The following is a 13,527-nucleotide window of genomic DNA, read 5'->3' as shown; positions in this document are numbered from 1 at the left end:
CCTGAGTGCGGCGGTCGTGTCCTGACCAAGGGCGCGGTCCACTGCAGCCGCGCCTGCGCCAACCTGACCCGTCGGCAGGAAGCGGAGGCGCGTCGTGCGGAGCCCGCGCCGTGCCGCCGTTGCGGGACGACGGAGCGCCGCCCCCGCTGCGACGGGCCGTACTGCTCATGGGAGTGCTTCAACGAAGACCGCTACGAGCGGACGGGCACGTTCGCGCGGTGGCTTGCCGCGTGGCGTCCCCTTGCGTCGTCCGGCGGCTGCGGGTCCGCTCCGGCGCGGCTGCGGGCAGTGGTGCCGCTGGGGCGGCACGGGTGGGCGCAGGCCGCACCCGGCTCCGCCGGACCGTGGACCCATCCGGCCTCAGCCATAACGCCGGGCGCGGCCGGCGAGCGGTGTCATGGCGCCCGTACACGAGTGCGGGGCGGCGGGGTGCTGGCCCGCGCCGGATACAGTGCTGGACGTGCGGACGGACAATCAGCATGTGGAGCCGGGCGCCGAGCGGTCCGACGGTGCCCGGCGCCGGGCCACGATCCACGACGTCGCCCGCCTGGCCGGGGTGTCACGGCAGACGGTCTCCCGGGCGGTCAACGACAAGGGTGAGATCGACCCCGGCACCAAGGAGCGGGTCCTGGAGGCGGCGCGAATCCTCGACTACCGGCCGAGCCGGTTCGCGCGCGGGCTCGTGCAGAAGGGCGCCGTGACGGCCGGCCTGGTCATCCCGGACCTGCGCAACCCCTTCTTCCCCGAAGTGGCCGCCGGGGTGCTGGAGGCGGCCGAGCAGCGCGGCTGGCAGGTCGTCGTGTGGGACTCCCGGATCGACGAGGCCCGGGAGCGGGAGGCACTCGACGTGCTCTCCCACCAGGCGGACGCGGTCGTGGGCTACTTCAGGGACCCGGACGACGTGCTCACCCGGCATCTCGGGGGTGTGCCGCTGGTGTTGCTGGAGCGCGGTCCGCAGCAGACCCGGTTCGCGGCCGTCGGCATCGACGCCGGTGCGGGCGTCGAGCAGGGCATGAACCATCTGTTCCACGCGGGCCACCGCAGGATCGGCATGCTGGACGGTGTGCACGGCCCCGGACCTCGCGGACAGGCCTTCCTGGAGCAGGCGAGGAGACTCGGTCTGCCGGTCGACGAGGACTGGGTCGTGATGTGCCCCGAGCACAGCGTCGCGGGCGGCGAGGCCGGCATGGAGCGGCTGCTGGCCCGGCGGCCCGAGGTCACCGCGGTCTTCGGCTTCAACGATCTGATCGCGATCGGGGCGATGCGCACCGCCCGCCGACGGGGCCGCGGCGTTCCGGACGACCTGGCCGTGCTCGGCTTCGACGGTCTCTCCCTGGGCGAGCTGGTCGAACCCGCCCTGACCACGCTGCACATCGACAAGCGGCAGCTGGGACGACTGGCCGTGGAACAGGTGGCCCGGCTGCGCGCGGGCGAGGAGCCACTGCGGGGCGCTGACGCGTGGGTGTCACCCGAACTCGTGGTGCGCGACTCCGCCTGAGCGGAGTGGCCGCCGCGGTCTCGCCGGCCCTGCGGCACATCTGCCGCGCCCCTTCCTCGCTCCTGCGGGACCTGGCGGCGGGGACGATGAGGATGCAGGGGACGGGGGCCGGTACGCCGTCTCGGTAGAGTGCGGAGAAAATCCCCGGTCGGTGAGGAGTGGTCGCGTGGCGCAGGTCAGGCCCATGCGGGCGGACGCCCGGCGCAACCATGAGCGGCTGCTGAGGGTGGCCGTCGAGGCGTTCGCCGAGCACGGGGAGGGCGCCTCGCTCGACGACATCGCCAAGCGCGCCGGGGTCGGCTCCGGCACGCTGTACCGGCACTTCCCGACCCGGCAGGCGCTGCTGGAGGCCGCGTATCTCGACCGCGTGGAGGCGATCGCGGCCTGGGCCGGGGTGCTCGCGAACGAACTGCCGCCGGGCCAGGCGCTGCGGGAGTGGCTGTACGAACTGGGCGTCGGGATGATCCGGATGCGGGGGCTGAGGGCGCTGCTGGGCCCGGCCGTCACGGACTCGGGATCCCTGGTGAACCCGGCCTGCGGCGACTCGGTCAAGGCGGCGGCCGGGCAGCTGGTCGGGGCGGCGCAGGCCGAGGGCACGCTGCGGGCGGACCTCGAGGCGATCGACGTGCTGCGGCTGGCTCACGGGGTGGCGACGGCGTCGGAACTCGCGGACGGGGAGGACCGGCACGTCCGGCGGTATCTGACGCTGCTGCTGGAGGGGCTGGGAGCGGCGCCCGCGCCCCGGTGAGCCGGACGCCCCCTGGTGCGGGGGCGTCCCGGGGGCCGCTCCGGTGGCCTACAGGGCCTGGGCTGCCGGCTTGACCATCCCCCTGACCGTGCGGGACTTCACGAAGTCCCCCAAGGCCGTCATCTCCCACTCGCCGGAGAACTGGCGGATGAGCTTGGCCATCAGGACGCCGGTCTGGGGCTCGGCGGAGGTGAGGTCGAAACGGACCAGCTCCTCGCCCGTCGTGCCGTCCAGGAGGCGGCAGTAGGCCTTGGCGACCTCCGTGAACTTCTGGCCGGAGAAGGAGTTGACCGTGAAGACCAGGCCGGTGACCTCCTGGGGCAGGCGGCCGAGGTCGACCATGATGGTCTCGTCGTCCCCGCCGCCCTCGCCCGTGAGATTGTCGCCGGAGTGGCGGATGGCGCCGCCCACGATCTGCAGCTTGCCGAAGTAGCAGCTGTCGATGTGGTTGCGCTGCGGTCCGTAGGCGATGACCGAGGCGTCCAGGTCGATGTCCTTGCCACGGTAGGCCGGCTCCCAGCCGAGACCCATCCTGACCTGGGAGAGCAGCGGACGGCCGCCCTTGATCAGGGAGACCGTCTGGTTCTTCTGGAGGCTGACGCGGCCCTTGTCGAGGTTGATCTTCCCGGTGCCGGGCGCGGGCGGGGGAGGTGTGGCCGGGGCCGGGGGAGCGGCGGGGGCGGAGACGGGCGGGGCGGGCGGCTGCACGGGGGCGGGCGGCGGGGCCACCGGCTGGGGTGGGGCGGCGGCGGCCGGCTCCTCCACGGTGACTCCGAAGTCCGTGGCGATGCCCGCGAGGCCGTTGGCGTATCCCTGGCCGACGGCGCGGGCCTTCCACTGGCCGCCTCGCTGGTAGACCTCCACGATCACCAGGGCCGTCTCGCTGCCGAGCTGCGGCGGCGTGAAGGTGGCCAGGACGGAGGCGTCGTCCGCGTTGCGGATCGTGGCCGTCGGCTCGATGCCCTGGAAGGTCTGGCCGGCGGCGTCCGGGCTCGCCGTGACGACGATCTTCTCGATGCCAGAGGGGAGGGCCGTCGTGTCGACCGTGATCGCGTCGGGGGCGCTGCCGCCGCCCGAGCGGTACGTCACGCCCGGGCCCGACGGCTGGTTGTAGAAGATGAAGTCGTCGTCGGAGCGCACCTTGCCGTCGGCGGTGAGCAGCAGGCCCGATACGTCGAGCCGCACCGGGGCGGCGACGTCCACCGTCACGCGGGCGGCGGACAGGGGGATGTTCGAGCCGGGGGTCATAGCTGTCATGCCGGGTGAACGAGCGAGGCGACTTTGCCGTTCCCTTACCCTGCGGCCAATCGGGTCAGCGGCGGTTGCGCGGGTGGTTGCGGGCGGTGCGTTCGTTGCCGCGCTTGTAGTTGCCGGTCCAGCGGGCCATGACGAGCTGGGGGTCGGAGGTCTCGACCTCGGCGAGGAACTGCGTGGCCCGGGGGCCGTTCAGGGTGGTGGCGGGGCGGCCGTGGTGGCTGATGCGGATCGTTCCGCCCGTGTGCTGCTCGTAGGTGAATCCATGAGGTCTCGGCATGCCGTGAGGGTACGAGGCGGGGGGCAGGCGTCCCAGCGGATTTCGCCTGCCCCCGCCCGTGGCGGTCCCGTCCCCGCTACGGCACGACGACGATCTTCCGGCCCACTCCTGCCGCGAACTGCTCCAGTGCCTGCGGGTACCGCTCCAGCGGTATGCGGTCGCTGATGAAGACCTCCGGGTCGAGGACGCCGCCCGCGAACAGCTCCGCCGCCCGCTCGAAGCTGTGCAGCACCGCCATCGAGCCGGTGATGGTGATCTCCTGGTTGTAGATGCGGTACGGGTCGATCGTCACGCGGGTCGCGTAGTCGGCCACGCCGAACTGCAGGAAGGTGCCCGCCTTGGCCACCCGGTCCAGACCGTCCTGGATCGCCGCCGCGTTGCCCGTGGCGTCGACGACCAGGTCCCAGCCCTGCGGGCGGTCCAGTTCGTCGGGGTTCGCCGCCGACGCCGAGACGCCGAGGCGGCGGGCCGTCTCCAGACGGGCCGGGTTCACGTCGACGACGTCCACGCTCGCCGCGCCCGTGCGCTTGGCCAGCTCCAGCATCATCAGGCCCATGGTGCCGGAGCCGTAGATCAGCACGTGCGCGCCGAGGCGGGACCGGAGCACGTCGTAGCCGCGCACCGCGCAGGAGAGGGGCTCGACGAGCGCCGCGTCCTCGGTGCGGACGTGGTCGGGGAGCTTCACGCAGTTCGCCACCGGGGCCACCGCGTACCGCGCCGCCCCTCCGGCCGTGGTCACGCCGATCGCGGCCCAGCGTTCGCAGAGGTTGTTGTGGCCGGTACGGCAGTAGCGGCACTCGTAGCAGTACAGGGACGGATCGACCGCGACCCGGTCACCCACCGAGAGTTCCGTGACCCGGGTGCCCACCCCGACCACCTCGCCGGCGAACTCGTGGCCGGGCACGATCGGCAGCTTCGGGGCGAACTCGCCCTGGAGGATGTGCAGATCGGTTCCGCACAGGCCGCAGGCCGCGACCTCGACCACGACCTCGCGCGGGCCGGGCGTCGGGTCGGGGACCTCGGCGACGACGGCCTTGCCCACGGACTCGATGACGGCGGCCTTCATTTCACGGCTCCCAACGACAGGCCCTGGACCAGCTTGTCCTGGGCGGCGAACCCCGCGGCGAGCACCGGCAGGGAGATGACGAGCGACGCGGCGCACACCTTCGCCAGGAACAGGCCCTGGCTGGTGATGAAACCGGTCAGGTAGACGGGGGCGGTCTCGGCGACCACGCCCGTGAGCACCCGGGCGAACAGCAGCTCGTTCCAGCTGAAGATGAAGCAGATCAGGGCGGTGGCGGCGATACCGGGGAGGGAGATCGGGGCGACCACGCGCGCGAGGATCGTGGGCAGCCGGGCCCCGTCCACCCTCGCCGCCTCGATCACCGCGACCGGGATCTCGGCGAGGAAGGACTGCATCATCCACACCGCGATCGGCAGGTTCATGGAGGTGTAGAGGACGACCAGCAGCCAGATGTTGTCGAGCATCCCGGCGTTCTTGGCGAAGAGGTAGATCGGGAGCAGGCCCGCCACGACCGGCAGCATCTTGGTGGACAGGAAGAAGAACAGCACGTCCGTCCACTTGCGGACCCGGTTGATCGACAGCGCGTAGGCCGCCGGGAAGGCCAGCAGCAGGACCAGCAGGGTCGAGACCACGGAGGCGACGGTGGAGTTGATCAGGGCGGGCCAGGGGCTGGCGCCGCCGCCTGCGCCGAAGAACTCCCGGTAGCCGTCCAGCGTGAGGGCGGCCGCGAAGGAGGGCGGATTGGTCGCGGCGTCGGACTCCGAGTGGAACGACGTCAGCGCCATCCACGCGATGGGCAGGAAGAACACGAGCCCGGCCAGCCAGGCCAGCAGGCCCAGACCGTTACGGCGTACGACGCTCATGCGCGGGACACCTCCTCGCGGAACAGGGACGACACCACGCGCAGGGCGAAGGTCGCGATGACGATCGAGCCGATGACCACCAGGACGCCCGCGGCCGAGGCGAGGCCGTTCTCGTGGGCCTGGTAGAAGCTCTGGTAGACGGTGTAGGGGAGGTTGGCGGTGCCGAGGCCGCCGGACGTGATCGTGAAGACCGCGTCGAAGTTCTGGACGATGTAGATCGAGCCCAGCAGGGCGCCCAGTTCGAGGTAGCGGCGCAGGTGCGGCAGCGTCAGATGGACGAAGATCTGCCAGTCGTTCGCACCGTCGACCCGGGCCGCCTCGATCTGCTCGTGGTCGCGGCTCTGCAGTCCGGCGAGCAGGATCAGCATCATGAACGGTGTCCACTGCCAGACGAGGGACGCCTCGACGGCGAGCAGCGGGGTGTTGGAGATCCAGTCGGGCTGTGGACCGCCCACATAGTGCAACAACCCATTGAGCAGGCCGTATTCAGGGTTGTAGAGCACATGCTTCCAGAGCAGGGCGGCCGCGACCGGAACCACCAGGAAGGGCGCGATCAGCAGAGTGCGGACGAGGCCCCGGCCGCGGAACCTCCGGTCCAGCAGCAGGGCGAGGACGAGTCCGAGGACCAGGCTGGCCAGGACCACCGCCACGGTGAGGAGCACCGTCGTCCACACCGAGTGGCGCAGGTCCGGGTCGGTGAGGACCTCCTGGTAGTTCTCGATGCCGGTGAAGTGCCGGGCGTCGGGGTAGAGGGCGTTCCAGTCGAAGAAGGAGATCACCAGCGTGGCCACGAACGGCAGCTGGGTGACGACGATCATGAAGATGAGGGCGGGCAGCAGCGGGGCCCGGGTGGCCCAGGCGCGCAGCCGGGCGGAGGGCCGGCGGACGGGGGCGGGTATCTCGGGGGAGGCCACGGGGGCCGTTGTCGTGGTGGTCATCGTCCCTCGTACTCCTCGGAGATCTTCTCGGCGAGCGCCTGGGACTTCTTCAGGGCCGACTCGACGGACTGGCGTCCGGCGATGGCCGCGCTGATCTCCTGGGAGACATTGGTGCCGAGGTCGGTGAACTCGGGGATGCCGACGAACTGGATGCCGGGCGCGGGCCGCGGCTGTACGCCGGGATCGTCGGGCCGGGCCCCTTCGATGGCCTCCTTGGTCATCTGCTGGAAGGCGGCGGCCTCTTTGCGGTAGTCCGCGTTGGCGTAGGTCGACGCCCGTTTGCCGGCCGGGACGTTCGACCAGCCGACCCGTTCGCCGACCAGCTGTTCGTAGCCCTTGCCGGACGCCCAGGAGACGAACTTCCAGGCGTTGCCGGGGTTGCGGGAGGCCTTCTGGATGCCCCAGGCCCAGGTGTAGAGCCAGCCGGAGGACTTCGTCTTCTCGACGGGGGCGGGCGCGTAGCCCACCTTGCCTTTCACGGGGGAGTTCGCCGCCTCCAGGGATCCGGCCGCGGAGGTGGCGTCGTACCACATGGCGACCTTGCCCTGGGTCATGTTGTTCAGGCACTCGGCGAAGCCGGACTGGGCGGCGCCGGACTCGCCGTGCTCACGGACCAGGTCGACATAGAACTTCGTCGCCTTCTCGAAGGCCGGGGAGTCGAGCTGTGCCTTCCAGTCCTTGTCGAACCAGGTGCCGCCGAAGGTGTTCACGACCGTGGTGAGCGGGGCCATCACCTCGCCCCAGCCGGGCAGGCCGCGCAGGCAGATGCCCTTCATGCCCGGTTCGGCGCCGTCCGTCTTGGCCGCGAGGTCCGCCACCTGCTGCCAGGTGGGGTGCGCGGGCATCGTCAGGCCGTTCTTCTCGAACACGTCCTTGCGGTACATCAGGAACGACGACTCGCCGTAGAAGGGCTGGCCGTAGAGCTTGCCGTCGTCGCCGCTGAGGGACTGGCGCATCGGCTTGAGGACGTCCCGCTCGTCGTACGCCGGGTCCTTGGCGACGTACGAGTTCATCTCGTGCAGCCAGCCGTTGCGGGCGTAGATCGGTATCTCGTAGTTGGACAGGGTGGCGACGTCGTACTGGCCGGCCTGGTTGGCGAAGTCCTGGCTGATCTTGTCGCGGACGTCGTTCTCGGGCAGGACCGTGAAGTTGACCTTGATGCCCGTCTCCTGGGTGAAGTGGGCGCGGGTCAGCTTCTGCAGCTCGACCATCTGGGGGTTGTTGACCATGAGGACGTTGATGGCGTCGCCGCCGGATCCGGCCCCGCCCGCGCCGACCCAGCAGCCGGAGAGCAGCGGGGCGAGCAGCGTCCCTGCGGCGGCCAGTGCGAGCGGGGCTCGCGGTGGCCGTCGTCGGCTCTGGGTTCGCATGGATCGCTCCTGGAAAATATGGGGATATAAGGGGTGCAACAGGGCGTGTCTGCGCCCGGTGGTGACAGGGGAGGGTGGGTCAGACGCGGATGACCTGAGGCCCGAGCAGGGAGTAGCGGTGGGCCTCGGAGGCCGGGAGCAGGGTGCTCGTCACGATCGTCTCCAGCGCGCCGACCCCGGCGAACCGGCAGAAGCTGACGGCTCCGAACTTGGTGTGCACGCCTGCGAAGACCACGCGCCGGGCGGCCCGGACGGCCTGTGCCTTGACCTCGCTGACGGTCGGGTCGGGGGTGGTGAGGCCGTGTTCGCGGGAGATGCCGTTGGCACCGATGAACGCCAGGTCGATGACGAAGCCGGACAGCATCTTCGTCGTCCAGTGGTCGACGGTGGCGAGGGTGCCGCGCCGCACCCGGCCGCCGAGCAGCAGTACGGAGACGTGCTCGGCCTCGGCGAGGGCGCCCGCGACCGGCAGGGAGGCGGTGACCACGGTCAGCGGCCGGTCCCGGGGGAGTGCTTCGGCGATGAGCTGCGGGGTGTAGCCCTCGTCGACGAAGACGGTCTCGGCGTCGCCGAGGAGTTCGGCCGCGGCGGCCGCGACCCGGCGTTTCTCGGGGACGTGGCTGGTGGCGCGGAAGGCGAGCGTCGTCTCGAAGCCGGCGCTCTCCACGGGGTAGGCGCCGCCGTGGGTGCGGCGGAGCAGGCCGTGGTCCTCCAGGACGCGCAGGTCCCTTCGTACGGTTTCCTTGGCGACGCCCAGCTCGGTGGCGAGCGTGGTGACGTCGACCGAGCCGGTGGTGCGGGCGGTCCGTACGATTTCCCGCTGGCGTTCTTCCGCGGTTCTGGTCATGAGGCTCACCCGCCTTGCTGTGCTGTCTGCCCGTTCGGGCCTCTTGGGGGAAAGTTCTACAGCGGGTGGGGTGTGGTGACCAGGCCTGATCCGGGCCCGATGCTGCCCGCGTGTGCCCGTTCGGGCGGGGTGGGCCCCCTGGTTCGGGGGGTGCTGTGGTGTGGCGGCCGCGGGTTGGTCGTGGCTGGTCACGCTGTTCCCCGCGCCCCCTGGCGTGGCGCTGTCGCGCCCGCGGCCGGGGCACGGCTCGCGCCCGGATATGCCTGCGGGCGGGCCCGTTCGCTGCCCGCCCGCCTCTCGTGGCGACTCTTTCCGGTCAGTATGGCCAGATCGGCGGGTCCGTCACGAACTGGCCGCCGAGGTAGGCGTGCGCCTCGTTGCCGTCCTGCAGCTCGCCCTGCTCGGCGATGAGCTTCTCGGCGTAGGGCTCGGAGTCGTCCTGCGGTTCGTAGCCGAGCGCCCGGGCGGTGCCGAGGTCCCACCACAGGCGGGTGTTGGCGGAGGAGCCGTGGACGACGGTGTGGCCGACGTGTTCGGCGGTCAGGGCCGCGTGGAAGAGGCGGGCACCGTCGGCGGGGCTCATCCACACCGAGAGCATGCGCACGCTGGTCGGCTCGGGGAAGCAGGAGCCGATGCGCACCGAGACCGTCTCCAGGCCGTGCTTGTCCCAGTAGAGCTGCGCGAGGTCCTCGCCGAAACACTTGGACAGGCCGTAGAAGGTGTCCGGGCGGCGCGGGGTGTCGACCGGGATGAGGGGGTCGTCGCCCCGGGGGCGCGGGGTGTAGCCGACGGCGTGGTTGGAGGAGGCGAAGACGATCCGGCCGACGCCCTCCTCACGGGCGGCCTCGTACAGGTGGTAGGTGCCCTCGATGTTGGCCTTGAGGATCTTCTCGAAGGGGGCTTCCAGGGAGATGCCCGCGAGGTGGAGGATCGCGTCTACCCCCCGGACCGCCTCGCGCACGGCGTCCCGGTCGGCCAGGTCGGCGGTGATCGCGTCGGGCTCGCCCTCGATCGGGCGCAGGTCCAGCAGGCGCAGGTCGTAGCCGTAGGCCGGGAGCAGGTCCCGCATCAGGGTGCCGAGGCCGCCGGCGGCTCCGGTGAGCAGGACGGTGCGGGGAGCGGGCATCCTCGGGTCTCCTTGATCGCCAACCGTGCTGATCACAAAGCGTGCTGATCACAAAGCGTGCTGAATCACAAAGCGTGCTGATTGACAGCGTGCACATGAGCACACGGCATTCATATGCGTGGACACGCTAAGGAGGCGGGGCGGAACCCGTCAAGTATGGCGCGGAGCGGGTGAATCCGCAGGTGCGTCGCGGGTGCGCGCGCTTGACCGGCGCCGAGGGGGCGCCTTAGCGTGGAGTTGTTCAGAAATATAGACGCCAATCATGAATATGGAACCGGGAGGGCTCGTGACGTCAGCCCCGCTCGCCGCTCGACTCGACATCCCCAGCGGACCGCTGTTCTTCCCGGTCACCGCCTACGGCCCCGACGGCTCCGTGGACCTCGACACGTTCCGCGCGCACGTCCGGCGCGGAGTGGAGGCCGGAGCCGCCGCCGTGTTCGCCTGCTGCGGCACCGGCGAGTTCCACGCGCTGACACCCGAGGAGTTCGAGGCCTGTGTACGGGCCGCCGTCGAGGCCACCGACGGGCGCGTGCCCGTCGTCGCCGGCGCCGGCTACGGCACCGCCCTCGCCGTGCGCTACGCCCGCCTCGCCGAGGCCGCCGGGGCGGACGGCCTGCTCGCCATGCCGCCCTACCTCGTCGTCGCCGGGCAGGAGGGACTGCTGCGGCACTACCGCGAGGTGGCCGCCGCGACCGCCCTGCCGGTCATCGTCTACCAGCGCGACAACGCCGTGTTCACCCCCGGAACGGTCGTGGAACTCGCCCGCACGGACGGGATCATCGGCCTCAAGGACGGGCTCGGCGACCTCGACCTCATGCAGCGCGTCATCAGCGCCGTCCGCACCGAGGCCCCCGGCGACTTCCTCTACTTCAACGGCCTGCCGACCGCCGAACAGACCCAGCTCGCCTACCGCGCCCTCGGCGTCACGCTCTACTCGTCCGCCGTGTTCTGCTTCGCCCCGGAGATCGCCCTCGCCTTCCACCAGGCCCTCAGGGCCGGTGACGACGCCACCGTGGAGAAGCTGCTGGACGGTTTCTACCGCCCGTTCGTCGAGCTGCGCTCCCAGGGTCGCGGCTACGCGGTCGCGCTGGTCAAGGCCGGTGTACGGCTGCGCGGCCTGGACGTCGGGGAGGTGCGGCCCCCGCTGCACGAACCGGACGAGGGCCATGTGAAACAGCTCGCCGACGTGATCGAGCGGGGCTACGCGCTGCTGGAGGAGACCAAGTGAAGGCGTCGGCATTCGTCTACCCCTGGGACGTCAACGGCGACCCGGAGGCACCCGCGCGGATCGCCGCGCTCGGCGTGGCGCAGGTGACGCTCGCCGCCGCCTACCACTCCACGCGCGCCCTCACGCCCCGCCACCCGCGCCACCGCATCGTCACCGCCGAGCACGCCGCCGTGCTGTACCCGGCGGACGACCGCTGGGAGGGCCGGGAGCTGCGCCCCTGCCCGGCCGGTGACTGGGCCCCCGGCGACGCCTTCGGCGAGGCCGCCACCGCCCTCGCCGAGGCGGGACTGGAGGTGCACACCTGGGTCGTCCTCGCGCACAACTCCCGCCTGGGCGCCGAGCACCCCGGCACCTCCGTCGTCAATGCCTACGGCGACCGCTACCCCTGGGCGCCGTGCATCGCACAGCCCGCCACGCGCGCGTACCTGACCGACCTTGCGGCCGAGGCGGCCGTCCGGCCCGGGGCGCGCGGCACCGAGCTGGAGTCCCTCGGCTGGTACGGCCTGGAGCATCTGCACGCCCACGACAAGACCGGCGGCGTCGGGCTCGGGGAGGCCGGACAGTACCTGATGGCGCTGTGCTTCTGCCCGTCCTGCCGCGAGGGCTACGGCCGGCACGGCCTGGACCCCGACGAGCTGGCGGCCGCCGTACGGGCGGCGCTGGAGCCGGTCTGGCAGGGGGTGGCGCCCTCCGGCGGGGGCTGGCCGGGCATCGAGAAGCTCCTCGGCGAGTCCCTCGCGCACACCACGCGCGCGTACCGCGACGAAACCGCCCGCACTCTCCAGGAGCAGGCCGTGGCGGCGGTCCGGGCGGCCGCTCCCGGCGGCTTCCAGGTGCTGCTGCACGCGGATCCGGTGTCGTACCACGTCGGCGCCAACCCGGGGGTCGATCCGGCGCACATCCTGTCCGTGGCGGACGGTGTGGTGGTGCCCTGCGCGGGCGGCACCGGCACACTGACGCCCTTCGCGCGGCAGGACCGCGAGGGCGCCGTCGTCGCCGCCAACTTCCCCGTCGTCGCGGGCATGGGCGGCAGCCCCGGCACCCTTGCCGCCGACGCCGCCGAGGCGCGCCGGCAAGGGGCCACCGAACTGCGGCTGTATCACGCCGGACTGGCGTCCGACGACGACCTGGGGACCGTCCGCTCCGCCCTCGCCGGGCTCTGACCCAGCGCGGCCGCCGTCACCAGCAGGGCCACGCCCAGGGCCACCAGCACCAGCCGGTGGCCCACCAGCTCGACCAGGGCCGCTCCGGCGGCCAGTCCGACCACGTTCGGTGCGTACACCAGGGTGTGGGCGGTGGCGCCGACCCGGCCCAGCAGCGCGCCCGGCGTCTCGCGCTGCACGGACGTCAGCACGGCGATCAGCACCGCGGGCAGCCCCATGCCGATCGCCGCGCCGCACGCCAGCGCCACCGGGTCGGACGGCACCGCCCGCAGCGCCGTCGCCAGAGCCAGCAGCGCGATGCCGGACGCCGCGAAGCGCCGCGCCCCCAGCCGGCGCAGGCCGGGGCCGCAGAGCAGGCCGACCGCGATGGAACCGGCGCCCTGCACGGCGTACAGCACGCCGGTGTACGCGGGGGAGTGCCCGAGGTCGTCGACGACGGCGTACACCAAGGCCCCGTTCAGGCCGGCGCACAGCATCGTGACGCCGCCCGCCAGGACCAGGGGGCGCAGCACGGGGTGCGCCCACAGGTGCCGGGCGCCTTCCGTGGTGCGCCGCCGAGGGCTGCCGGTGGGGCGCGCCGGCCGCCTCTCCCGCACCCGCAGCATCGCGCACAGCCCCGCGGCCAGCACGAACGTCGCCGCGTCCAGGAGGGCGACGCCCGCGCCGCCGTACGCCGCGTAGAGGGCCGCGCCCGCCAGCGGGGCCAGGAGCTTCATGCCTTCGCTGGCGGTCATGCGCAGGCCGTTGAAGTCGCCCAGCAGGGACGGCTCGATCGCGGTCGCCACGAGCGCCGACTCGGCCGCGTCGTGGACGACGCCCGCCGCGCCGTAGAGGAACAGCACCGTGTACAGCAGCCACAGGTCGTCCGGGGTGCCGACGCCCAGGAGGGTGAGGAGGAGGGCGGCAAGCAGCAGGTTCGCGCCGATCAGCAGGGGTCTGCGGCGGCCGCGGTCGGCGAGGGCGCCCAGCAGCGGGCCGGCCAGGGTCGGCAGCCACATGGCGAGCATGCACAGCGCGGCCAGGCCGTCCGAGCCGGTCAGGTCCTTCACCCACACTCCGGACGCCAGCCACAGGGCCGAGGTGCCGAAGCCGGAGACCACCACGCCGCAGAGGTAGAGCCCCGCGTCGCGGTCGCCCAGGACGCGCACGAGGGGCCAGGTCGTCTTGGTCGTCATACCTGGCCATCGT

The 13,527-nt window shown here is 72.1% G+C and carries 13 protein-coding genes; 4 read left to right on the top strand and 9 right to left on the bottom strand.

Annotated features, from left to right (window positions below; translation table 11 throughout):
* Nucleotides 1-460 precede the first annotated feature (460 nt).
* The gene (locus AB0937_RS04490; protein ID WP_366709440.1) at nucleotides 461-1,498 is read left to right on the top strand and encodes a LacI family DNA-binding transcriptional regulator; all 1,038 of its coding nucleotides are present in this window, start codon (nucleotides 461-463) and stop codon (nucleotides 1,496-1,498) included.
* Nucleotides 1,499-1,664: 166 nt separating this feature from the next.
* Nucleotides 1,665-2,246 (top strand): helix-turn-helix domain-containing protein, encoded by a 582-nt coding sequence (locus AB0937_RS04485; RefSeq protein WP_366709439.1) that lies wholly within the window; start codon nucleotides 1,665-1,667, stop codon nucleotides 2,244-2,246.
* Between the two features lie 48 nt (nucleotides 2,247-2,294).
* Here the strand turns inward: AB0937_RS04485 and AB0937_RS04480 are convergent, their stop codons facing one another.
* The 8 genes from AB0937_RS04480 to AB0937_RS04445 all read right to left on the bottom strand — a co-directional run bounded on the left by AB0937_RS04480 (nucleotide 2,295) and on the right by AB0937_RS04445 (nucleotide 9,948).
* Nucleotides 2,295-3,494, bottom strand: a complete 1,200-nt coding sequence (locus AB0937_RS04480; RefSeq protein WP_366709721.1) for a TerD family protein — start codon at nucleotides 3,492-3,494, stop codon at nucleotides 2,295-2,297.
* Nucleotides 3,495-3,558: 64 nt separating this feature from the next.
* Entirely contained in the window at nucleotides 3,559-3,780 is a 222-nt protein-coding gene (locus AB0937_RS04475; RefSeq protein ID WP_366709438.1) for a hypothetical protein, read from the bottom strand.
* Nucleotides 3,781-3,856: 76 nt separating this feature from the next.
* The gene (locus AB0937_RS04470; protein WP_366709437.1) at nucleotides 3,857-4,846 is read right to left on the bottom strand and encodes a zinc-dependent alcohol dehydrogenase family protein; all 990 of its coding nucleotides are present in this window, start codon (nucleotides 4,844-4,846) and stop codon (nucleotides 3,857-3,859) included.
* Nucleotides 4,843-5,667 (bottom strand): carbohydrate ABC transporter permease, encoded by an 825-nt coding sequence (locus tag AB0937_RS04465; RefSeq protein WP_366709436.1) that lies wholly within the window; start codon nucleotides 5,665-5,667, stop codon nucleotides 4,843-4,845. The genes AB0937_RS04470 and AB0937_RS04465 overlap by 4 nt, the downstream gene beginning before the upstream one ends.
* On the bottom strand, nucleotides 5,664-6,605 hold the full coding sequence (locus AB0937_RS04460; protein ID WP_366709435.1) for a sugar ABC transporter permease: 942 nt from the start codon (nucleotides 6,603-6,605) through the stop codon (nucleotides 5,664-5,666). The genes AB0937_RS04465 and AB0937_RS04460 overlap by 4 nt, the downstream gene beginning before the upstream one ends.
* Nucleotides 6,602-7,975: a sugar ABC transporter substrate-binding protein gene (locus AB0937_RS04455; protein ID WP_366709434.1), complete on the bottom strand. Its 1,374-nt coding sequence runs from the start codon at nucleotides 7,973-7,975 to the stop codon at nucleotides 6,602-6,604. The genes AB0937_RS04460 and AB0937_RS04455 overlap by 4 nt, the downstream gene beginning before the upstream one ends.
* Nucleotides 7,976-8,054: 79 nt before the next feature.
* Nucleotides 8,055-8,822 (bottom strand): DeoR/GlpR family DNA-binding transcription regulator, encoded by a 768-nt coding sequence (locus AB0937_RS04450; RefSeq protein ID WP_366709433.1) that lies wholly within the window; start codon nucleotides 8,820-8,822, stop codon nucleotides 8,055-8,057.
* Nucleotides 8,823-9,138: 316 nt separating this feature from the next.
* On the bottom strand, nucleotides 9,139-9,948 hold the full coding sequence (locus AB0937_RS04445) for an NAD(P)-dependent oxidoreductase (protein WP_366709432.1): 810 nt from the start codon (nucleotides 9,946-9,948) through the stop codon (nucleotides 9,139-9,141).
* 286 nt (nucleotides 9,949-10,234) lie between these two features.
* Here AB0937_RS04445 and AB0937_RS04440 point away from each other — a divergent pair, with 286 nt between their 5' ends.
* Together AB0937_RS04440 and AB0937_RS04435 are read left to right on the top strand one after the other, a co-directional pair.
* Complete coding sequence (locus AB0937_RS04440; RefSeq protein ID WP_366709431.1) at nucleotides 10,235-11,176, top strand: 5-dehydro-4-deoxyglucarate dehydratase; 942 nt, start codon at nucleotides 10,235-10,237, stop codon at nucleotides 11,174-11,176.
* Nucleotides 11,173-12,339 (top strand): hypothetical protein, encoded by a 1,167-nt coding sequence (locus tag AB0937_RS04435; RefSeq protein WP_366709430.1) that lies wholly within the window; start codon nucleotides 11,173-11,175, stop codon nucleotides 12,337-12,339. Before AB0937_RS04440 ends, AB0937_RS04435 begins: the two co-directional genes overlap by 4 nt.
* Here the strand turns inward: AB0937_RS04435 and AB0937_RS04430 are convergent.
* Complete coding sequence (locus AB0937_RS04430; RefSeq protein ID WP_366709429.1) at nucleotides 12,276-13,514, bottom strand: MFS transporter; 1,239 nt, start codon at nucleotides 13,512-13,514, stop codon at nucleotides 12,276-12,278. The two genes, AB0937_RS04435 and AB0937_RS04430, sit on opposite strands and share 64 nt — an antisense overlap.
* Nucleotides 13,515-13,527 lie beyond the last annotated feature (13 nt).

The organism is Streptomyces sp. NPDC047880 (assembly GCF_040706515.1).
GTDB lineage: Bacteria > Actinomycetota > Actinomycetes > Streptomycetales > Streptomycetaceae > Streptomyces.
The sequence above is the reverse complement of the archived record's forward strand: the minus strand, read 5'-3'. Positions and strand labels throughout refer to the sequence as shown.